This is a genomic window from Ruminococcus gauvreauii, from assembly GCF_025151995.1.
Taxonomy (GTDB): Bacteria; Bacillota; Clostridia; order Lachnospirales; family Lachnospiraceae; genus Ruminococcus_G; species Ruminococcus_G gauvreauii.
Map to the genome: position 1 here is coordinate 1778491 of NZ_CP102290.1, position 21073 is coordinate 1799563.

Below are 21073 nucleotides of genomic sequence, written 5' to 3' on the forward strand. Positions count from 1 at the left end.
ATCATCAGATCCTGTCATATATACTCAGAATGTCATCCGTATAAACTCCTGGCTCGCGGTACACGATCAGCGGTTTTTCTACGGTGATCCTGGAATTCCCTCCGCGCAGGGCCTCTATCAGCACCATGTTGGGCTCCTTATCCAAATACGGATGGACCATCTGCATTCGCTTCGGCTCCAGACCATAACGCACCAGCCCGGTCATAATCTCCGCCAGCCGAAACGGGCGGTGTACCATAAAAAATCTGCCTCTCTCTTTCAGCAGTGCCGATGCCTGGGAGATAATGTCCTCCAGAGAACAGAGTACTTCATGACGCGCGATCATTTTGGGAAGATGTTCGTTTTTCAGTCCATGTCCGCCCGTCATATACGGCGGATTCACGGTAACGACATCAAAAGAGGCCTTACCAAATATGGCAGCGGCCTCTTTTATATCTCCCGTTACGATACGGATATCATCCTCCAGATGGTTGTACGCTGCATTTCGCCTCGCCAGCGACGCGCTTTTTTCCTGGATTTCCAGCCCTGTGATATGGATATTGTCATGCCTGGCACGCAGCAAAATGGGAACAATCCCATTTCCGCAGCCCATATCAAGCACTTTCTCTCCGGGTTTTATCCTGGCATACCACGCAAGAAGCACCGCATCAATCCCAAAGCAAAAATCATTGACATCCTGTATCAGCTTATATCCATTCTGAAGATCATCCAGACGTTCTTCATCTGACATTAGAACTTCCATTTCATACGGTCTCCTTTTACTTTTCCAGCTCCGCAAGCGCCTTCAGTTCTTCAGCAGACAGCTTTACCTTGTCTTTTTTATTCTGTTTCGGCCTGAATTTCAGCTCCTTCACACCGTATTCACGGATCTCTTTTTCTTCTCCGTCATCCACCAACACCTTGACAAGCTGTCTTAAGACATTTACACTCAGAACTTCGCCCCGAAGCCCCTCCGGCGTGAGCACCTGGTCCCCGTTATTCGGAAGCTTTTTATTCAGATATTCATACGTCTCCTGCTCGTTCTTCAGGCAGCACATCAGCCTTCCGCAGACACCCGATATTTTCGTGGGATTCAGCGAAAGGTTCTGCTCCTTCGCCATCTTGATCGACACAGGTGCAAATTCCGACAGATACGTATGGCAGCAAAGCGGCCTGCCGCAGATTCCGATTCCGCCCAGAATCTTCGTCTCATCTCTTACACCGATCTGCCTAAGCTCTATCCTTGTCTTAAATACCGACGCCAGATCCTTTACAAGTTCCCGGAAGTCAATTCTCCCATCCGCGGTAAAATAGAACAGTACTTTATTATTGTCAAATGTATATTCCGCATCGATCAGTTTCATCTCCAGATCATGCTTTTTAATCTTTTTCTGGCAGATCTCAAAGGCTTCCTTTTCTTTTCTTCGGTTGTTTTCCTCTTTCTCGCTGTCCTTTGGAGTAGCGATCCGAATCACATCCTTAAGCGGCTGTACAACCTGAGATGAATCCACTTCCTTCGGTCCCAGCACAACATGGCCGTACTCCACTCCTCTTGCTGTCTCGACGATTACGTTATCTCCGTTTTTTATATCAAGATTTTTCGGATTAAAGTAATATACCTTGCCAACATTGCGAAACCGGACTCCGATTATTTTAGTCATATTCTAGTTCTCCCTGATCGTCAGGAACAGCAGCTCCATGGTGAGATCAAAATTTACGTTGGCACGCAGTCTTACCTTGGCCTTCTCAATGGCCTCGATAATCGTTTCCAATCCCTCATAAGAACTTTTCCTTGCACGTTCCTTGATATAATTGATTTCATGTTTAAACACCAGGCTGTCTACCTCCCTGGTTGCCTTGAATAGCAGCACATCCCTGAACCACATCAGAAACAGGTCCAGGTAATCATTGATATTCTGCCTGTCCTGCGTGAGTTCTTTTATTGCATCCACCATTTCGTACAGCTCTGTCTCCCCGGAATGGCGCAGGATCTTAAGTGCAGTATCCGCAAGCGCTGAAAACTCCTCGCTTGTGGCTATCTTTTCCGCTTTCCCGATGTTCCCCTGTGCCAGAGATGCATCGACTTCCGCCTGATAATCCGGAATATGCAGTCTCTCCATAAGGTATTCCTTGACCATATCGTCGCCAACCGCCTTCAGCGTCAATGTCACACACCTCGACGAAATTGTCGGAAGCAGCGCCTCGATATTATTGGTCAGAAGAAGAATCACCGCGTACGCCGGCGGCTCCTCGATCGTCTTCAGCAGTGCATTCTGCGCCTGAAGCGTCAGAAGCTGTGCGTCATTGATAATATATATTTTATGCGGGCTGCTGTAAGGACGAATGTCCACATCGGATGTCAACTGTTCCCGAATCTCTTCTATTCCAATAGAGTTCGGCTTCTCATGTGTTATGTTTATGATATCAGGATGATTCTTACTCAACGCTTTTTTGCAGGAGGCGCATTTCAAACAGGGGTCTGCCCCTTTCTCCTCACACTGCAGTGTCATGGCAAACATCGTTGCCAGAAGTTTTTTACCGGATCCCGTTTCTCCCTCGAATATATACGCGTGAGAAACTTTATCGGATTCAATTGCATTCTGCAGATGTGCAATAATATCTTTGTGACCAATTACACTGTCAAATCCAGACATTTCTCCACCTCCTATCACGAACAGTATAACATATCTTTCACGTACTTTTCAATCTCTGCAAGACATGTCTGCCGATCATCATTGATAAACCTGCTGCCAATTCCGGCTGCCAGTATTTTTTCCTCACTGAAATCTTCACAGTCGGCCACAAAGCGCCTGCACATCTCCGCATATTTCGGTTCTTTCTGTTTCCGTTCCCGTATCAGCGCCCGCTGCAGGCGTTCGCCGTCCTCGACTTCCACATAGATCGGACAGATATTCTCCGTTCCATAATAATGCTTTATTTTTTCATAAGATTCCAGCGTTCCGATTCCAAGATAATGATGTTTCGACAAGTCAACCTGTCCGTCATCGGCAGTGAAATATGTCCAGATTCCGTGTACCGTATAATAGGAACGGGATTCGATGATCCTGCCTTCCCGTTTCAGCTGCTGATACTGTCTGTCGTCTGCAAAGTAGTATTCCCTGCCCGGCTCTTCGCCATCCCGTATGGGCCGCGTTGTGTACAGGATGATACGCTTCAGGCCGAGATCTTCCCTGGCAAGCAGGTATTCATAGATACTGTCCTTTCCCGAAGCGCTTTTTCCCATGATATAAAATATCTTTCCCATATTCCCCCTCGTTATCGGTCTTTATACTTTAAATCGGTACCCCACACCCCAGATGGTCTCGATATACTGAGGCTTTGCGGTATTGAATTCGATCTTTTCTCTGATTTTTTTAATATGCACGGTAACCGTGGCAATATCTCCGATGGATTCCATATCCCAGATTTTGCTGAACAGCTCATCCTTCGTAAATACATGGTTAGGATTCTGCGCGAGAAAAGTCAGCAGGTCAAATTCCTTCGTGGTGAAATTTTTTTCTTCCCCGTTCACCCAGACCCTTCTGGCCGTCTTGTCAATCTTGATCCCTCTTATTTCGATGATATCATTTTCCGGCACCCCGCTTCCAATCAGGCGCTCATAGCGCGCCAGGTGCGCCTTGACACGTGCGACAAGCTCACTCGGACTGAAGGGCTTCGTCATATAATCATCAGCTCCAAGTCCAAGCCCCCGTATCTTATCGATGTCGTCTTTCTTCGCCGATACCATGATGATCGGTGTATTCTTTTTATCCCGGATTCTCCGGCAGATCTCGAAACCATCTACCTCCGGAAGCATCAGATCCAGAATGAACAGATCAAAGTCCTCCTCCAGCGCACGTTTCAGTCCGATGTCTCCCTGATGCTCAATCTCTACCTCAAATCCGCTGAGCTCCAGATAATCCTTCTCCAGATCTGCAATCGCCTCTTCATCTTCCACTATCAATATTTTACTCATCTGCCGGTACCTCCTGAAATTTTCTAAGTACAAAATACATTGTTGTTCCTATACCAAGCTGGCTGGTTGCCCACACTTTGCCCCCGTGATCCTCCAGAATCTTTCTTACGATAGAAAGGCCGATTCCGCTTCCTCCCTTGGACGAATTCCGCGATGCATCCGTCCGGTAAAACCTGTCAAAAATATTCGTCAGGTCTTTTGTTGAAATCCCCCTTCCATTGTCTTCAATCTCGAATTGTACAAAGTCCCCGACATCTCTCAGACGGAAGGAAATTTTTTTGTATTCTTTGTTCATATACTTGAGTGAATTGCTGATAATATTGTTGATCACGCGTTTAATCTGTTCGGCATCTGCGATAACGGCAACCTCCCGTTCCAGACAATTCTGATATTCCAGTTCAACATTCTCTGATTCCAGTTCCAGGCTGATATCTTCAATACAGTCGTCGAAGTAGTCTCTGATATTGATCTTACTGAACGTATAGGGGATCCTGTTCGTATCAATTTTTGAGTAGAATGTCAGTTCATTGATCAGGCGGTCCATCTCGTTCGCCTTTGTATAAATGGTCCGGATATATTTATCCATTTTCTCCGGTGTGTCTGCCACACCATCCATGATGCCCTCCACATAGCCTTTAATAGCTGTGATAGGAGTCTTCAGATCATGTGAAATGTTACTGATAAGTTCTTTGTTTTCCTGATCAAATACAACCTTTTCCTCAGCCGAATCCTTCAGGCGCTTTCGCATCTCCTCAAAATCTTCGCACAGTGCGTTGATCTCATCCACACCGTTTCCCTCAACGGTAAATTCAAGGTTTCCCTCCTTGATATTGACGGCAGCCTTTTTCAGCTGGTTCAGGGGGCCGATGACTCCCCTGTATATCCAGAGACTCAGGCACAGGCTCGTCGCAATCAGTACGATCATAATAACGACCGCCATCTCGACCAGCAAAACCTTCATCTGCGGCATAAAGGAGTCCGCCTCCGTAACGATAAATGCGCTTCCCTTAGACCTGTCTGCAAATAGAAAGTCTGCCTGCTTTACCAGGGCCTGCACATCCCCGCCTATATAGACACCGCTGTCCGATCCCGCCCTGGCATCACCATACTCCGGAAGCAGTTCAAACAACTCCTCTGTATCATCATCTGTACCGCAGTAATAGACGGCGTCGTCTTTCCTCACCAGGAGAAATGAATACATATTCCCGAGCCGGGAATTCAGCGTATTCAGATAATTGCTCTGTTCAAAAACTCCCGGATCCTTCTGTGCTTTTTCCTGAACCATGGCAAACGTATCCTGTGTGATCTTACTGAGCATCATGGTACTGTTTGACAGATTCTCATAGGAAACGTCTATCCCATATTCTTCCTGGATCGTCTTTATCTGATACTGTGCGAAACCATAAAAAGAAATTCCGGTCAGCGTCAGCGGGACCAGAACTATAACAAAAAAAGTTATGATAATTCTTGTCTTCAGTTTCATTTGTTTCTCTCTTTCCAACAATCTGCGCTGATACGCCTGCGGAGCAGCCGATCATCTCCTGTCAGTCCGCGCTGGCATTCCGCTCCGAACGCAACCTCGGCAGCTTTCGCTCCCTCGGTGTTCGTTGCACTCACATGCTTCCTTCCATGAGATGATACACCTGCGGAGCAGCCGATCATCTCCTGTCAGTCCGCGCGTTCGTCGCTATGCGTTCATTATAGCATACTGTTGTTGTTTAGCGAAAGAAAACCTTTCTAAACATTTTATGAAAACAGCCGCCGCATGACAGCGGCGGCTTAGACAGCGGTTATTATATATTTTAAAGATATTTCTTCAGATCGTCTACTTTATCCAGTCTTTCCCACGGAAGGTCAAGGTCGTTGCGTCCGAAATGTCCGTATGCGGCGGTCTGTTTATAGATTGGACGGCGCAGATCCAGCATTTTAATGATGCCGGCAGGTCTCAGATCGAAGTTCTCACGGATGATCTCCACGAGTTTACTGTCGGAGAGTTTACCTGTCCCGTCTGTATCCACCATGACAGATGTGGGATGAGCTACACCGATGGCATAGGAGAGCTGTATCTCACATTTATCTGCCAGCCCGGCAGCTACCATGTTTTTGGCAACATATCTCGCTGCGTACGCTGCGGAACGGTCTACCTTTGTACAGTCCTTTCCGGAAAACGCACCGCCGCCGTGGCGCGCATATCCGCCGTAGGTATCGACAATGATCTTACGTCCGGTCAGTCCGCTGTCCCCGTGCGGACCGCCGATTACAAATCTTCCAGTCGGGTTGATAAAATACTTTGTATCTTCATCTACCATATCGGCCGGGATAATGGGATTGAACACATACTTTTTAATATCTTCATGAATCTGCTCCTGACTCACATCCGGATCATGCTGCGTGGAGCACACAACTGCATCCAGACGCACCGGCTTCCCGGTTTCATCATACTCTACGCTGACCTGTGTCTTTCCGTCTGGTCTCAGATAAGAAAGAGTGCCGTCTTTGCGCACTTTGGTTAGCTGCAGCGCCAGTTTATGGGCAAGTGCGATGGGATACGGCATGTACTCTTCCGTCTCATTCGTCGCATAACCAAACATCATTCCCTGGTCTCCTGCTCCGATTGCCTCAATCTCAGCATCAGACATCGTATTTTCTTTTGCTTCGAGCGCTTTATCAACCCCCATGGCAATATCCGTAGACTGCTCGTCAATCGCAGTGATCACACCACAGGTATCGGCATCAAAACCAAATTTTCCTCTTGTGTACCCAATCTCTCTCACCGTGTCACGTACAATTTTCTGAATATCAACGTACGCGGATGTCGTAATCTCGCCCATAACCATAACCATACCTGTAGTCGTACATGTCTCACATGCCACACGGCTCATGGGATCCTGTTTTAACAGCTCATCCAGGATAGCATCTGATATCTGGTCACACATTTTATCCGGATGTCCTTCTGTCACAGACTCGGATGTAAATAACAATTTTTCCATGCTTCATTCTCCTTTGTCGTTTTGCTTTTCTGCTATAAAGAAAATCCGCCTAATTCAGGCGGACTTAATCATTTTCATCAAATCCCCTTATTGTTCGAAATTACTCGCTCAGGTTGGCACCTTCCACTGAGGGGGTTGCCGTGACTTCACAGATCCTTTGTATCTCCATCACTCTGAATAAGAGAAAAGCAAATATTTTATTTATACCTTCGTACTATAACGCTTTTTTTATGGGGCGTCAAGTACTCTGCCCATACAAAATATCCCATTTCCGTATTTTTTCTTTTATTATTGCGAAAATTTTTGATCTTCCGGGTCTGCAATTAAACTTTGACAAATCTGATCCCATGCATTACCATACATCCATATCTGCTCCCGGACAAAAGATAACACAAAAAGTCGGGAGGAATGAATCTGAACATAGTAAGATAAGATCACAGACAGGGAGGTACCCGTTATGGGATGGGTTGAAGATATCAGCAAAGCGGTCAGCTACATTGAAGAAAATATGACCGGTGAACTTGCCATTGACAAGATTGCAGAACAGACATTGTTATCACCGTTTTATTTTCAAAAAGGGTTTGCCATACTCTGCGGTTTTACGGTCGGAGAATATATCAGGCGGCGCAGGCTTACGCTTGCCGGCAGCGAGCTTGTTTCCACAAACACAAAAATCATAGACATCGCGCTGAAATATGGTTATGATTCACCGGACAGCTTCACAAAAGCTTTCACCCGTTTCCACGGCGTTACCCCAACTGCTGTAAGAAAAGACGGGGCGATGATCAAACTGTTTGCCCCGCTGAAAATCAAATTTTCATTGGAAGGCGGTTATATTATGGATTACAAAATTGTTAAAAAGGCTTCATTTACCATTTTAGGAGTATCGAAAACATTCAGGTACGACGGTGCCGCATCGGAGATTCCGAAATTTTGGACCGCTCATTATCAGACCGGGAAAGGCAGCCATGTCTGCGGCATGTATGGTGTGAGTATTGACGAGAGTATGAGCGGAAATGAATTTGAATACCTGATCGCGGATAACTATAACCCCGCTGCCGAGATTCCGGATGGGTTTGTGACGAAGGTCATACCGGAATACACCTGGGCAATTTTCCCCTGCAGAGGGGCAATGCCGGATTCCCTGCAGAATGTAAACAAGAAAATTTTCTCAGAATGGCTGCCAAACTGCAAAGACTATGAAATCGCAGCCGGATATAGCTTTGAGATGTACAGCCATCCAGACGATTATACAAATGGCGTACAGGATGAAAACTATTACAGCGAGATATGGATTCCGGTGAAAAAGAAATAACAGACAAAAAGCGGACAGTCACCGGCTGCCCGCCTTTTGTCTGTTTTAAATCTCTTTTATAGTTTTCATGCCGGCTGCAAAAGCTGCCAAACCATCTGCACTATCCAGAAAACACTAAACAGCCCCATTCCCAGATTCACCATGACCGTCTGAAACCGTTTCCCCTTCGGAATCACCACCTCTCCCGGCATAAGCCTAAACTTCCTGCGTTTTACAATCAGCAGTACAATTCCAGCTATCACAACGCCAAATATCAGAAGCACATATATTCCTACTAAAAGCAGGCCTGGCAGCACAGACTGCAGTGCAGCCATTCCCTCCTCCGGATTGCTCTGAAACAGTTGCAGCGCCTCTATTGTCTTTTCAGCATTCATGGCATTCATCACCCAGGTAGAAACCACGCTTCCCATAAAATTAATCACCATATGCAGTATCACTGTATACCGTATCTTCCCGGTCTTTACATAGATAAAACCAAAGAAAATACCGAGCAGAAACGCATAGGCAAACTGATTCAGATTGCCGTGGAATAATCCAAACATCACTCCGGAGAGCACGACTGCCACACCTTCCCCGTACACCGCCGCCCGGTCGATCAAAAGCTTCCGGAAAATAAATTCTTCAAAGACGGGAGCACACAGCACCATAAGAAAGAAAATCACCCAGGGGTTGGTTCCAAAAACTGCATCCGCCAGAACATTTCCCACCCCGGATCCCTTTATAAGTCCGATCAAAATCGTAATAAAATTTCCGAGCAGATTACTCACATATAAAATTGCGTAGGACATAAGAAATGCCACAGCCATCTGTCCGGCAGACATTCTTTTTTGACTGATCACTTTTCGGGGCTTTACACGGGTGATAAGCAAAATCATCAGAGGCATTGCCAGCAGATACAGTGGAAGTGAAGTCACCAGCAGCGATATCGTACTGTCCTCCAGCCATTCCGGTTTCAACCAGCTGACCAGAAAAATGGCAGCTCCCTGTACCACTATAATCAGCATGGTTCCCAAAAAAAACATCATTCCGATCCTGGAAAAATATTTCCGGTCCCTCCGTAATTCACCGGCTGAGTCCTGTATTTTGAAATCCTCCTGCATAAAAATCCTCCCATCAAACAGTTTGTAAGATTAATTATAGCACATCCGGAGACATTCCCGGCAGACCATTCTTTTATTTTTTATCATTTATTTAAGGAATACAAAGAATTTCTTAAGATTTTAACTGTATACTGCTGTTTAGAGAGGTGAGTATATGGATAAGCTATCAATTATCATACCATGTTTTAACGAAGAGGAAGTACTTCCCGCATACTATGACACAATGGAGGAAGTAATGAGGCAGATGTCCTCCTGCCGCTTTGAGCTGCTGTTTATCGATGACGGTTCCAACGACCGCACACTGTCCATTTTAAAAGAATTAAACCACAAAGACGAGCGCTGCAAATATTTTTCATTTTCCAGAAATTTCGGGAAAGAGGCAGCTATCTATGCCGGGCTTTCCAATGCTGCCGGAGAGTATGTGGCAGTTATGGATGCTGATCTTCAGGATCCCCCTGCTCTGCTGCCCAAAATGTACCAGATTCTGAAGACAGAAGATTACGACAGCGTTGCCACGAAACGCTCTGACCGCGACGGAGAACCCCCAGTCCGTTCCTTTTTATCCAGAGAATTCTACCATTTTATCAATCGCATTTCCAAAACAGAAATCGTAAGCGGTGCCAGAGATTACCGTCTGATGAAATACAGCATGGCGAAAGCAGTTCTCTCCATGAGTGAATATAACCGTTTTTCCAAAGGAATTTTTGAGTGGGTAGGCTTTCGCACGAAATGGCTGGAATACCCGAATATCGAACGGGCTGCAGGCGAGACCAAGTGGTCCTTGAAAAAGCTGTTTTTGTATTCTCTCGAGGGAATCACCGGCTTTTCGGTGGCTCCTCTGGCGCTCGCATCCATTGCCGGTGTCGCATTTTGCTTTCTTGCATTCCTGATGATTGTTGTTATCATTATTAAAACTCTGTTATTTGGAGATCCGGTCAGTGGATGGCCGTCACTTGCCTGTCTGATATTTTTTGTCAGCGGCATCCAGCTGTTCTGTACAGGAATTGTGGGGCAATATCTCTCCAAAACATATCTGGAGACAAAAAACAGGCCAATTTTCATCTTGAAAGAATCCAGTGAAAAAGCAGACGGATGCAAAAAAACCGGAGGGAATCCTTATGAAGCAGCATAATTACGCCGCAGGCAGGGGCAGGCATATCATTTGCTGCACTCTGCTGACGGCCGTTTTGATACTCGGCTGCGCATGTGTCCTGAAAAACGGTGTCTTTGGCTCCAAAGTTGACTGGATCAGCCAGCACAGTGTGCTTCCGGATTATTTCCGGCAGCTGTTTTACGAGACAGGCAATCTTTTTCCTAATTTCGCCCCGGATATAGGCGGTGGACAGAACATTTACAATTTCTCTTATTATGGTCTGTTCAGCCCGCTGATTCTGCTCTCATATGCCCTGCCGTTCGTGAAAATGGCAGATTACATTATGGCAGTCAGCATAATCGGGCTTGCGGCCTCTGTATATCTGTTTTATGCCTGGCTTATAAAACGGGGGTTCTCGGTCTGGACCGCCTTTAGCTGCGCCCTGCTGTTTTTGCTGGCGGCGCCTATGATTTACCACTCCTACAATCAATGGATGTTCGTAAGCTACATGCCATTTCTGTGCATGAGCTTTCTTGGAATGGACCGGCTGGTTGAACATCGCCGGTCCGGCTTACTGATCGCCGGGGTGTTTCTCATGATTATGACAAGCTTTTATTTTTCCATCGGCGGCATGGGAGCTCTGTTTTTATATGGTCTGCACCGTTGCTTTCAGGAACACAATGGCAAAATCACCGTTTTTCTGTGGACCCGGAGTATTCTCAGGCTTTTATGCCCCATGATCGCCGCCGTCTGTATGTCCGGTTTTTTATTAATTCCCTCTGCAGCCGCGATATTTGGCAGCAGCAGGTCTTCGGCTCATGGAATCTCTGCCTCACAGGTGCTGGTACCTGAGCTGAAAGTTATGCGTCTGCTTTACAGTCCGTATGGACTGGGACTTACTTCTCTTGTGATTGCCGTACTGATCACGGGCTTATTCTGGAAAAAGGCAAGCGAACGCATTCTGATCTGGGGTCTGGTCTTTCTTTTTACAATCCCGGCGGCCGGTTATCTCTTAAACGGGGGCCTGTACGAAAAGGATAAGGTATTCATTCCTTTTCTCCCTCTGCTGTGCTATGTGACCGCATACTATATAAAAAAAATACAGCAGATAAAAGGCGAAAACTCCGTCCGAACAAAAACACTTTATCTGCTGCCATATGTGGCTGTCATTCTTTTATTATTTATGTGCAGACACCAGGATCAATACCGGAATTACTGGAGATTCATCCTGATCGACGCAGCGGTAATATTTGCCGTATTCTGCCTGTATCTGTTCCTGAAAAAACTGACAGCCCCCCTTCCGGTACTTCTGTCATGCGGATTCCTGTTCAGTTACTGTATGATCTATCACAGTGCCGCAGATATGGCTGTTCCGCGCGACTTTTTTCAGGAACTTACCAGTTCCGGGATTTCGGATCTTGTCTCTTCTATCGATGACAAACTGTCTGGTTTCCGCCTCGAACAGATCGGAACACACGCAGAAAACTCTGCCAACTTTAACAGAATCCACGCAGGCGGACAAAAAATCTCTTCAATGTATTCATCCGCCTGCAATCCGTATTACCGGACATTTCGTGAGCAGACCTTTGAACTGGAACAGCCGTACCGCAACTGTCTCATGCAGGGTGTCTCCACGAATCCTCTGTTTCGCCGGCTGATGGGTGTAAAATATATCATCAGCAAAGACACGCAGTTCGGTTATCAAAAACTTTACACGCAAGACGGCCTCACACTTTGGGAAAACAAAGACGTGGCTCCTCTCGCTTATGTCACGGACCGCCTGGTCTCCGAGCAGGAATACGAATCTCTTGATTTTCCTTACAGTCAGCTTATATTTTCACAGGCCGGGGTTGTCCCGCAATCCAGTATTTCAACATCCACAGCATCTGCACGGTCAGCCATGAAGGTAAACGACGTAACATTTACCATTCATCAGGCGGGATCGGCGTTGGATATTCAGGCTGTCGAAAACGGATATGAAATTCACGCCGCAAAGAAATCCAGAATTGATATTTCTCTCCCGGAAGGAACCCAGCCGCAGGATCTGTTATTTATTCAGTTTCAGATAGAAAACCTGAACCCGACAAAGGATATCTCGATCAAAATCGGCACCGTCAGCAACAAACTTACAGGTGTAAATCACGATTATTACAACGGAAACACTACGTTTACCTATGTACTGGGAATTGAAGAAGGAAAAACCTCCCTTCCTGTCACGTTCAAAAAGGGAGATTGCAGAATTACCGATATTCATGCCTACGCGGCAGATGGCAGTATCCTGAGCAGCAACAATTTGTACAGTCAGCCGTTTCGTCTTGATAAAGATCTGACTGCAGGGGATGTGATGGCCGGAACCATCAGCGCAGATCAGGACGGCTGGTTTATCAGTTCTGTCCCGTATGACAGCCACTTTAAAATAACGGTTGACGGACAGCCTATTAAGCCGCAGATCGTCAACACTGCCTTCCTGGGATTTCCGCTAGCTCAGGGCGAACATCAAATAGAGATCCGCTACCGGGCGCCCGGTACATATGCGGGCTGGCTTTGCACCCTTGCAGGGATTCTGCTTTGCATCCTCTGTGTGCGCCAGCGCCGGGCAGTATTACATTCCTAAACTGTAAAGGAACCTTGATTTCCATGTAGCAAAAAACCGGATACATAAAACCTGCAGTTACAGGCCTTATGTATCCGGTACTTTTACTTCTCTTTTATCCAATCCGAAGTTTAAATTTCTGAATTTCTTTTTCGCTGAATACACGGTCGATATCCGCGCCAAGACCCCTGAGCTTTCCTTCAAAGTCCTCATATCCGCGCTGAATATACATGATATCATCTACCGTTGTGATCCCGTCAGCTGCCAGTCCGGCTATTACAAGTGCCGCACCTGCACGGAGGTCCGGCGCACTTACTCTGGCACCCGTAAGGCGGTCCACACCGTCTATAATCGCAGTATTACCTTCCACTTTGACATCGGCGCCCATACGTGCGAGCTCGTCAGCATATTTAAAGCGGTTCTCAAAAATGCTCTCTGTCACGATACTTGTCCCCTCAGCGAGTGCAAGTACAACAGCCATCTGCGGTTGCATATCCGTCGGGAATCCGGGATACGGAAGCGTCTTCACATGTGTTCTCCTGAGTCGCCGGGATGCGATCACACGAATGGTATCGTCAAATTCTTCCACTTCACATCCGATCTCCTCCAGCTTCGCTGTCGTCGCCTCGAGATGTTTCGGAATCACATTTTTCAGCAGGATATCCCCCTTGGTAGCCGCCGCTGCCATCATATAAGTACCCGCTTCGATCATATCGGGCACAATGGAATAATCGCTTGCGTGCAGTTTGTCCACGCCTTTGATACGAATGACATCCGTACCCGCACCCTTAATATTCGCTCCCATACTGTTCAGGAAATTGGCAACGTCGACGACATGAGGCTCTCTCGCCGCATTTTCAATAATGGTTCTTCCTTTTGCCATGGACGCGGCCATCATGATATTGATCGTCGCACCCACCGATACCATATCCAGGAAGATATGATTTCCGGTTAACTCATTGGCTCTCGCCACAATCGCACCGTGCAGGATATCAACGGACGCGCCGAGCGCACGAAATCCTTTCAGATGCTGGTCGATCGGACGGCTTCCGATGTTACAGCCGCCGGGAAGCGGTACTTCCGCTTTTTTGTATTTTCCAAGTAATGCGCCTAACAAGTAGTAGGACGCACGAATCTTCTTAATATATTCGTAATCAACACTGATATCGCCAATTGTCGCTCCGTTGATGGTCACCGTATGGCGGTCAACACGTTCAACTGTTGCCCCGATTCTTTCAATTGCTTCCAGCAGAACATTAATATCTCTGACGTCCGGAAGATTATCGATACGCACTGTTTCATCCGTCATAATTGCTGCAGCCAGAATAGCAAGCGCTGCATTTTTTGCTCCGCCGATCTCTACTTCTCCAACCAGCGGATTACCACCTCTTATTATATATTGTTCCATATTCCACCTCGGATTTTTCTTGTATATGCAGCCCTGAAACCGCCTATACAACCAATCAATGTATTAATTAGCATACCGCAATTGTTATAATAATTCAATCGTTTTGTAAAAAAAACTTAAAATTTTTATAAAGTTAATCTGACGAGAATCGCCCGCAGCGTCTCTTCAATCCCTTTATTTTCCTCATCAACAATCAAATCAGCATATTGCTCATACAACACTGTGCGCTCCTCATAAATATCCCGAAGAGTTTGTCCTTCTTTCTGCACTACCCCTCTACCTCTTAGGTTATGCAGACGCCTCTTCAAAGATGCATAGGAAAGCCGTAAATAAATCATCGTTCCAATTTCCCGGAGGTGTTCCATCGCCTCTTTTCCGTATACTACACTCCCTCCTGTAGCGATTACGGTACGATTCGCATCAATGGACGCATTGACTCTGTTTTCAATCGAAATAAACCCGTCTGCCCCTTCTTCTGCGATGATCTCCTTCAGCAGACGGTTTTCCTGCTGCTGGATCAAAAGATCCGCATCCAGAAACTGATATCCGATTTCCTTTGCCAGAATCACGCCTATCGTGCTTTTTCCAACACCCGGCATTCCGATTAATACAAGATTGCTCTTTTCTTTTTTCATGTTCCCCTAGCCTTTTTGCATGCTAAATACGTCTATAGTTTAGCATAATTGAAAAGTTCTTTCAACATGAATGTACGTTCTGGACATTCATGCCAAAGAATGAGGGATTTTTATTAAGATTTAAGAAAATACAAATATAAAATTAAGATATCCACGGTAAAATAAATGTATTCTTACCACATAGGAGGACAGGCAATGCTTTCGTATCTGCTGATGGAATTATTATGCACAACACCCGTTATCTTTTTAACGGGCATTATATGTTACGTCGCCATGCGTATTTTTAAATACAACGCAAAAGGTATTCATATTGCTGCCGTCACTTTATTTTCTGCCAGCCTGATTCTTATTTTCGACATTACAGGACTTCCCAGCTTCTATGATATGCGGTGGGGCGATGCCGGAATCAACCTGATTCCATTTGTTGATTTTCCACAGGAAATTTTCCAGTATGGCATGAATGTGATCCTTTTTTTTCCTGTCGGTTTCTTTTTGCCGCTGTTATGGAAAAAGTTCGAATCTTTTCTGCGTGTGTTTCTTACAGGATTAGGCATGTCACTGGTCATTGAACTGCTTCAGCTTTTCACATTCCGCGCTGTCGATATCGATGATCTCCTGATGAATACGCTCGGCGCAGCGGCCGGATATTTGATCTGGCGGCTGCTGCAGAAGGTCTTTCCAGCTTTTTTAACCCGCTTTCGCAGCAATGGCAGACGCCTCTGGGAAAATCTGGGGTGGCTGATATGTATCGCGGGATGTCTTATGATGAACTTCTTTGTGATACCTCTTCAGTATGCGTTTGTGTATCATTTGCTGCGGGGATGATTCCGTAATCATGAAAGACAGGACTTTCATCAGTCATTTTTTTGAAAAAGAGTAAGTGGAGAATGCGACTCGCAAGAGTCACACCCTCCACTATATATCCATACTCACATATCTCCATTAAACTCTTTCACCGCGTCAATCATCGCCACGATATTCTCAACCGGCGTGTTTGCCTGTATGATATGTACGGCGTTGAAGATAAATCCGCCGTCTTTTGCAAAGATCTCACACCTTCTTAATACCTGCTCACGGACCTCCTCCGGTGTCCCGAACGGAAGCACCTTCTGCGTGTCGACACCGCCTCCCCAGAATGTAAGGTCCCTGCCGAATTCATTTTTCAGTTCCTGAGGATCCATGCCATCGGCAGATGTCTGCACCGGATTTAAAGCATCGAATCCCGATTCGATCAGCAACGGGATCAGCGGCCGTACCGCTCCGCAGTTGTGCTTTAAGATCTTCCAGTTCGTATTCTCATGAATCCAGTTGTTCGCCCTCTTGTAGTACGGCATGTAGACTTCCCGGAATACCTCGGGTGATACAAACAGGCTGTGCTGATGGGAAAGGTCCGTCGCACACGTAAACGCCACATCGATCATATCCCCGCACGTTTCGTTGATACGGCGCAGGTTTTCAATCGCAATATCCGTCTGTCTGTCAAAAACCTCCTTCACAAAATCTTCTCTCAGAAGCGGCGACATATACCAGTCCGTATAGTTACGGATACCTTTCGGATGCTTTAATCCGACTCCCGGGATGTCCGCCGCATCTCCCAGTCCCATGCCCGGCGCAGCCAGGATCACCGAGCGGTTCTGACGGCATCCCTCCTCAGCCTGAGCCTTAATGTACTGCAGGTTATCATCATCCAGCAGCGTCCATTCCTCCAGGTTATCCTCCGGGTCCAGGTCATCATCGTCAAATGGTTCCTGGCGGATAATCGCATCGAAATAGACCGATTTCGCCGGCATGTGTCCGGAAGGCGGGATGCTCAGGTCTCCCTGGGGATGAACAAAATACCCGCCCTTTCCGTCAGGCTGAGGGTTAAACCCTTCCGGCACGAGGATCGTCTGACCGTCCGGATTTACCCACTCTTTCACTTTGTCTCTCGGGAATCCAAACATCGTTCCCTTTGGAAAAGCGCATGCGGTATCTACCCCCATCACATCCGCCAGGTCTTCCTCGATCATACCCGCCATAATGTAAACGTCAACGACCGTCACCGGACGTTTCTCAAGCCCGTAATATTCTCTCAGCCCCTCGATGCAGCTCACATGCATGGTCGAATCATTGATTCCTCCGAAATCCACTGCTACTTTGTCCGGCTGCTTATGGTTTAACGATGCCTGTACCCGTTCTCTGTGTGTCATCATAGTCTCCTCCATCATCCTTTTATTTCCAGCTGCTCATGTCCCTTAAGGATTCGCCGAATGTATCAACGTTATCTTTATTTACAAATACCGTGCCGGAATCATTGATTTTTTCAGCCGGCTCTTTCCCCTCTGTCTGGTATTCCACGATCCACTGTGCTGCCTGATACCCCATTCTGTAATAGTTTTGGGACATGGTTCCGTAGATTTTCCCTTCCCGTATCAGATCCAGTACCTCCTGTGTATCATCGATGGACATGATGGTCAGTTTATCCAAAAGCCCCATCTCCGTGGCAACCTGTGCCGCTCCAACTGCCCCCGCCGGTGATACGTTCGCACACACATTGACATCCGGATACGTGGTGAACAGATTCTGCCACAGATCTACTGAAGTAGCCAGGTCATCATTATTTTCTTCCAGCGACAGTTCCTGGTAGCCGCTGACACCTTCGAACACGCTCTTATACCCGTTTGTCGTATCGATAACGGACGAGTTTGTGATGGTACTTCCCACGTAAATGACCTGAGGTGCCTCATCTCCCAGCTTTTTGGCCACCTCTTCTGCAGCCATTGCCCCCAGCGTCTCTCCATTTGTTCCGATGTATGCGAAATATGGCGCCTCGATCTCGCTTCCGGCATTTACCAGCACCACCGGTATACCCGCTTCATCTGCCTGGCTCATGACATTTACCATGGCCTCCGGATTCAGACCGCACGTAATGATACCGTCCACGCCTTCCGCGATGGCAATCTCCATCTGCTTGATCATGGAATCCACATCAATGTTTGCAGGTCCGACCCAGTCCCCGGTAAAGCCAAACTCATCTGCGGCAGCATCAAAGCCCTCCTTTGACACCAGCCAGACATCGCTTGCCAGAAGCGGTGTGATATAGACTATGTGCAGATCCTCCGCACTTTTCTTTTCGGCTGTTTCGGTACTTCCTTCCTCGGTCTTTGCCTCTGTTTTTTCATCTGCCGACTCGATGTCGCTGGCATTACCACAACCCCCAAGCAATCCAACTGCCATTGCCAATGTCAACATAATACCTAATACACGTTTTTTCATGCTTCATTTCCTCCTCTTTGTTAAATTTGTAAGTGGTCTGTTTAAAGTGATAAGGCTGCCGCCTCCAGAAGAATCTGTTCATTCACCTCATTTTTCATAAACTCACCTGCGATCCTGCCATCCCTGAGTACCACGAACCGGTCACACAGAGAGATCAGTTCGGGCATTTCCGAGGAAATGACCACAATGCTTAAACCTTCTTCCGCAAGCTCATTGATGATCTTATAGATCTCCGCCTTAGCCCCGACGTCGATCCCTCTTGTCGGTTCATCCAGAAAGAGCACCTTCATATCGGTAGCCAGCGCCCGGGAGATGATCACCTTCTGCTGATTTCCGCCGGACAGACTTGTGATGCTGGTCTCTGAACTGGGGGCCTTGATCTTCAGATAGTCGAAAAATTTATGAACGACCGCCTTTTCTTCTTTTTTCTGGATGAACGTATGTTTTGAGATCTTATCCATGATGGATAATGTCATGTTCTCTCTGATCGTCATCGTTCCAACGTAACCATCATGTTTCCTGTCCTCGCTGACCATGAAGAATCCGTTTTTGATCGCCTCTCTCGGATCCCTGTTTTCACATTCCTTTCCCTCAACGCAGATACTGCCCCTGGTCCTCGGCAGCGCACCGTACACTGCCCGGAGCAGTTCGCTTCTGCCCGAGCCTACCAGACCCGCAAGTCCCAGGATCTCCCCTCTTTTCACCCCGAAAGAGACCCCGTCTATCATGTTCTTGTTCGGTGCAAACGGATGCGGTACCACCATATCGGTTACACGGAATACTTCATCACCAAACGTCTTGTGCGACTCCGGATAAAAGGAATCCATTTCCCGTCCGATCATATCCGCGATGATCTGATTCGGCACAATTTCAGTCTTTTCATACTCCGACACCACACATCCGTTCCTCATCACAACCACACGGTCTGAAATGTCAAATACTTCCTCCAGTTTATGAGAAATATAGATGCAGGAAATACCGTCCGCTTTCAATTTCCGGATGATCTTCATCAGATTATCCGTCTCCTCCAGCGTCAGCGCCGCAGTTGGTTCGTCCAGTATCAAAATACTGGGGTTCTGAACCAGCGCCCTGGCGATACAGACCAGCTGCTGCATGCTGGCATTCAGGCTGCGCATCTGAATATCCACATCCAGATCAATATTCAGGCTGAGTAATGCCTTTTTTGCCTGTATCTTAAGCCGTTTCCAGTCGATCAGACCGTTTTTCCGTTTAGGCCAGTGGCCGAGCATGACGTTTTCTGCCGCCGTCATATCCAGCTGAATGTTCAGCTCCTGGGGAATCATACCGATCCCACATTTTTCCGCGCCCTGGGCATTCATGATTTCCACAGGTCTTCCGTCGACCTCTACCGTTCCCGTATAACTCCCGGAAGGATATGTCCCGCTCAGTACTTTCATCAGTGTAGACTTTCCTGCGCCGTTTTCCCCGACCAGTGACAGGACTTCCCCCTCCTCAAGCCTCAGCGAAACATGATCGAGCGCCTTGACACCGGGAAATACCTTTGTTACCTCTTTTACACATAACCTCTGTCTTCCCATCTGCTCTCCTTTTTGTCCCTCATGATGCTTCACTCTTTGTTTCCATCGACTTCAGGTCCGCTCTCATGGCACGCCGGCGCTTGTACTGATCCAGGATGACCGCTGCGATCAGGATCATTCCGATGACCACCTTCTGCCAGTAAACCGAGACCTTCATAAGCGTCATGCTGTTTTCCAGCACATTCATGAAGATCGCCCCAATCGCGGTCCCGAGGATCGTACCGCTTCCTCCGGTCGCACTTGTTCCGCCGATGATGACTGCCGCAATGACGGTCATCTCAAAACCTTCTCCGGAACTCGCCTGACCGCTGCCGAGACGCGCCGCCATCATAACACCGGTAAACGCCGCACAGACACCGGTGATCGCGTACGTTGCGATACTGGTACTCCTGATACGGATTCCCGAGAGCCTTGCCGCCTCGATATTCCCTCCGACCGCGTATACCGACCGCCCGAATGTCGTCTTGGACAATACGATATGCGCGATGACAGCCAGCACAAATCCGATAATCACAATCATTGGAATGTCCAGCAGTGTCGTCTGCTCAATCGCCTGAAAAGATTTTGGCAGCGGATAGATCGCCACTCCCTTCGTCAGGATGTAAACAACCCCTCTTCCCGCGTACATGGTGCCCAGTGTCACGATGAGCGGCGGTATCTGCATCTGCACGATCGTAAAACCGTTGAACAGACCGACCGCCAGACCCGCCAGGCATCCCAGAAGCACTGCGATCGGAACAGGAAGTCCTGCCTGCGCCGCCATTGCACCAACCGTACTCCCGAGTGCAAGTGTGGAACCGACGGAGATATCCAGCCCACCGCTGATAAATACGAGCGTCATTCCAAGCGCCGTGATCAGTGTGTAGCCGGAAGAACGCAGGACATTGAAGATGTTGCTCTTGGAAATAAAAGCCTGATTGATACAGATGACTACAATTACAAACACTATGGTTGCAATCAGAACCCCGCTTTCCTGCATTTTCCAAAACCTGGAAATCGCACTTTTTTTCTTTTGTTCCATAGAAATGTTTTCCCCCACTTTCTTCGGTGTTTTACTTGGTTATACGGAAATTATAGCGGACCGACACGTTTTTTGCATCGGGAATACTTATACAAAAATATTGAATTCTTACTGTCATTGTACTATGATAAAAAGTAAGAAGTTTATAT

The 21073-nt window shown here is 47.2% G+C and carries 19 protein-coding genes and 1 riboswitch; of the genes, 4 read left to right on the forward strand and 15 right to left on the reverse strand.

Annotated elements, in window-relative coordinates; all coding sequences use genetic code 11:
* Positions 1-4: 4 nt before the first annotated feature.
* From NQ502_RS08605 to metK, 8 genes are all read right to left on the reverse strand, one after another.
* The gene (locus NQ502_RS08605) at positions 5-742 is read right to left on the reverse strand and encodes a tRNA1(Val) (adenine(37)-N6)-methyltransferase (RefSeq protein WP_028529600.1); all 738 of its coding nucleotides are present in this window, start codon (positions 740-742) and stop codon (positions 5-7) included.
* Between the two features lie 16 nt (positions 743-758).
* Positions 759-1640, reverse strand: a complete 882-nt coding sequence (locus NQ502_RS08610) for a PSP1 domain-containing protein (protein WP_028529601.1) — start codon at positions 1638-1640, stop codon at positions 759-761.
* Positions 1641-1643: 3 nt separating this feature from the next.
* Positions 1644-2633 carry a DNA polymerase III subunit delta' gene (gene holB / locus NQ502_RS08615; RefSeq protein WP_028529602.1) on the reverse strand — a complete coding sequence of 330 codons (990 nt, stop codon included), beginning with the start codon at positions 2631-2633 and terminating at the stop codon, positions 1644-1646.
* Between the two features lie 14 nt (positions 2634-2647).
* On the reverse strand, positions 2648-3244 hold the full coding sequence (locus NQ502_RS08620; RefSeq protein WP_028529603.1) for a nucleoside/nucleotide kinase family protein: 597 nt from the start codon (positions 3242-3244) through the stop codon (positions 2648-2650).
* Positions 3245-3265: 21 nt separating this feature from the next.
* A complete protein-coding gene (locus NQ502_RS08625) occupies positions 3266-3955 on the reverse strand; it encodes a response regulator transcription factor (protein WP_028529604.1) in 690 nt (229 codons plus the stop codon).
* Entirely contained in the window at positions 3948-5438 is a 1491-nt protein-coding gene (locus NQ502_RS08630) for a sensor histidine kinase (RefSeq protein ID WP_028529605.1), read from the reverse strand. Before NQ502_RS08630 ends, NQ502_RS08625 begins: the two co-directional genes overlap by 8 nt.
* Positions 5435-5572, reverse strand: a complete 138-nt coding sequence (locus NQ502_RS08635; protein WP_260046717.1) for a hypothetical protein — start codon at positions 5570-5572, stop codon at positions 5435-5437. The genes NQ502_RS08630 and NQ502_RS08635 overlap by 4 nt, the downstream gene beginning before the upstream one ends.
* Before the next feature lie 185 nt (positions 5573-5757).
* Entirely contained in the window at positions 5758-6945 is a 1188-nt protein-coding gene (gene metK, locus NQ502_RS08640; protein ID WP_028528320.1) for a methionine adenosyltransferase, read from the reverse strand.
* Between the two features lie 84 nt (positions 6946-7029).
* Positions 7030-7129, reverse strand: a riboswitch (SAM riboswitch).
* A gap of 273 nt (positions 7130-7402) precedes the next feature.
* Here metK and NQ502_RS08645 point away from each other — a divergent pair.
* Positions 7403-8260 (forward strand): AraC family transcriptional regulator, encoded by an 858-nt coding sequence (locus NQ502_RS08645; protein ID WP_028528319.1) that lies wholly within the window; start codon positions 7403-7405, stop codon positions 8258-8260.
* Between the two features lie 65 nt (positions 8261-8325).
* Here NQ502_RS08645 and NQ502_RS08650 read toward each other — a convergent pair whose 3' ends face one another.
* Positions 8326-9360 (reverse strand): CPBP family intramembrane glutamic endopeptidase, encoded by a 1035-nt coding sequence (locus tag NQ502_RS08650; protein WP_044983168.1) that lies wholly within the window; start codon positions 9358-9360, stop codon positions 8326-8328.
* 154 nt (positions 9361-9514) lie between these two features.
* On the opposite strand from NQ502_RS08650, the gene NQ502_RS08655 reads away from it, so the two are divergent.
* Together NQ502_RS08655 and NQ502_RS08660 are read left to right on the forward strand one after the other, a co-directional pair.
* Complete coding sequence (locus tag NQ502_RS08655) at positions 9515-10492, forward strand: glycosyltransferase family 2 protein (protein ID WP_028528317.1); 978 nt, start codon at positions 9515-9517, stop codon at positions 10490-10492.
* A complete protein-coding gene (locus NQ502_RS08660) occupies positions 10479-13067 on the forward strand; it encodes a YfhO family protein (RefSeq protein ID WP_049898099.1) in 2589 nt (862 codons plus the stop codon). The genes NQ502_RS08655 and NQ502_RS08660 overlap by 14 nt, the downstream gene beginning before the upstream one ends.
* 94 nt (positions 13068-13161) lie before the next feature.
* Here NQ502_RS08660 and NQ502_RS08665 read toward each other — a convergent pair whose 3' ends face one another.
* The gene (locus NQ502_RS08665) at positions 13162-14454 is read right to left on the reverse strand and encodes a UDP-N-acetylglucosamine 1-carboxyvinyltransferase (RefSeq protein ID WP_028528316.1); all 1293 of its coding nucleotides are present in this window, start codon (positions 14452-14454) and stop codon (positions 13162-13164) included.
* A gap of 125 nt (positions 14455-14579) precedes the next feature.
* On the reverse strand, positions 14580-15089 hold the full coding sequence (locus NQ502_RS08670; protein WP_028528315.1) for a shikimate kinase: 510 nt from the start codon (positions 15087-15089) through the stop codon (positions 14580-14582).
* 195 nt (positions 15090-15284) lie between these two features.
* Here NQ502_RS08670 and NQ502_RS08675 point away from each other — a divergent pair, with 195 nt between their 5' ends.
* Positions 15285-15914, forward strand: a complete 630-nt coding sequence (locus tag NQ502_RS08675) for a VanZ family protein (protein WP_049898098.1) — start codon at positions 15285-15287, stop codon at positions 15912-15914.
* Positions 15915-16018: 104 nt separating this feature from the next.
* Here the strand turns inward: NQ502_RS08675 and NQ502_RS08680 are convergent, their stop codons facing one another.
* Genes NQ502_RS08680 through NQ502_RS08695 form a run of 4 tightly spaced genes read right to left on the reverse strand, consistent with a single transcriptional unit; the run spans position 16019 to position 20924 of the window.
* A complete protein-coding gene (locus tag NQ502_RS08680; protein ID WP_028528314.1) occupies positions 16019-17281 on the reverse strand; it encodes a uroporphyrinogen decarboxylase family protein in 1263 nt (420 codons plus the stop codon).
* A 19-nt stretch (positions 17282-17300) separates the two neighbouring features.
* On the reverse strand, positions 17301-18344 hold the full coding sequence (locus NQ502_RS08685; RefSeq protein ID WP_028528313.1) for a substrate-binding domain-containing protein: 1044 nt from the start codon (positions 18342-18344) through the stop codon (positions 17301-17303).
* A gap of 41 nt (positions 18345-18385) precedes the next feature.
* Positions 18386-19903, reverse strand: coding sequence for a sugar ABC transporter ATP-binding protein (locus NQ502_RS08690; protein ID WP_028528312.1), 1518 nt, complete (start codon positions 19901-19903; stop codon positions 18386-18388).
* A 19-nt stretch (positions 19904-19922) separates the two neighbouring features.
* Positions 19923-20924, reverse strand: a complete 1002-nt coding sequence (locus NQ502_RS08695; protein WP_044983167.1) for an ABC transporter permease — start codon at positions 20922-20924, stop codon at positions 19923-19925.
* Positions 20925-21073: the final 149 nt, after the last annotated feature.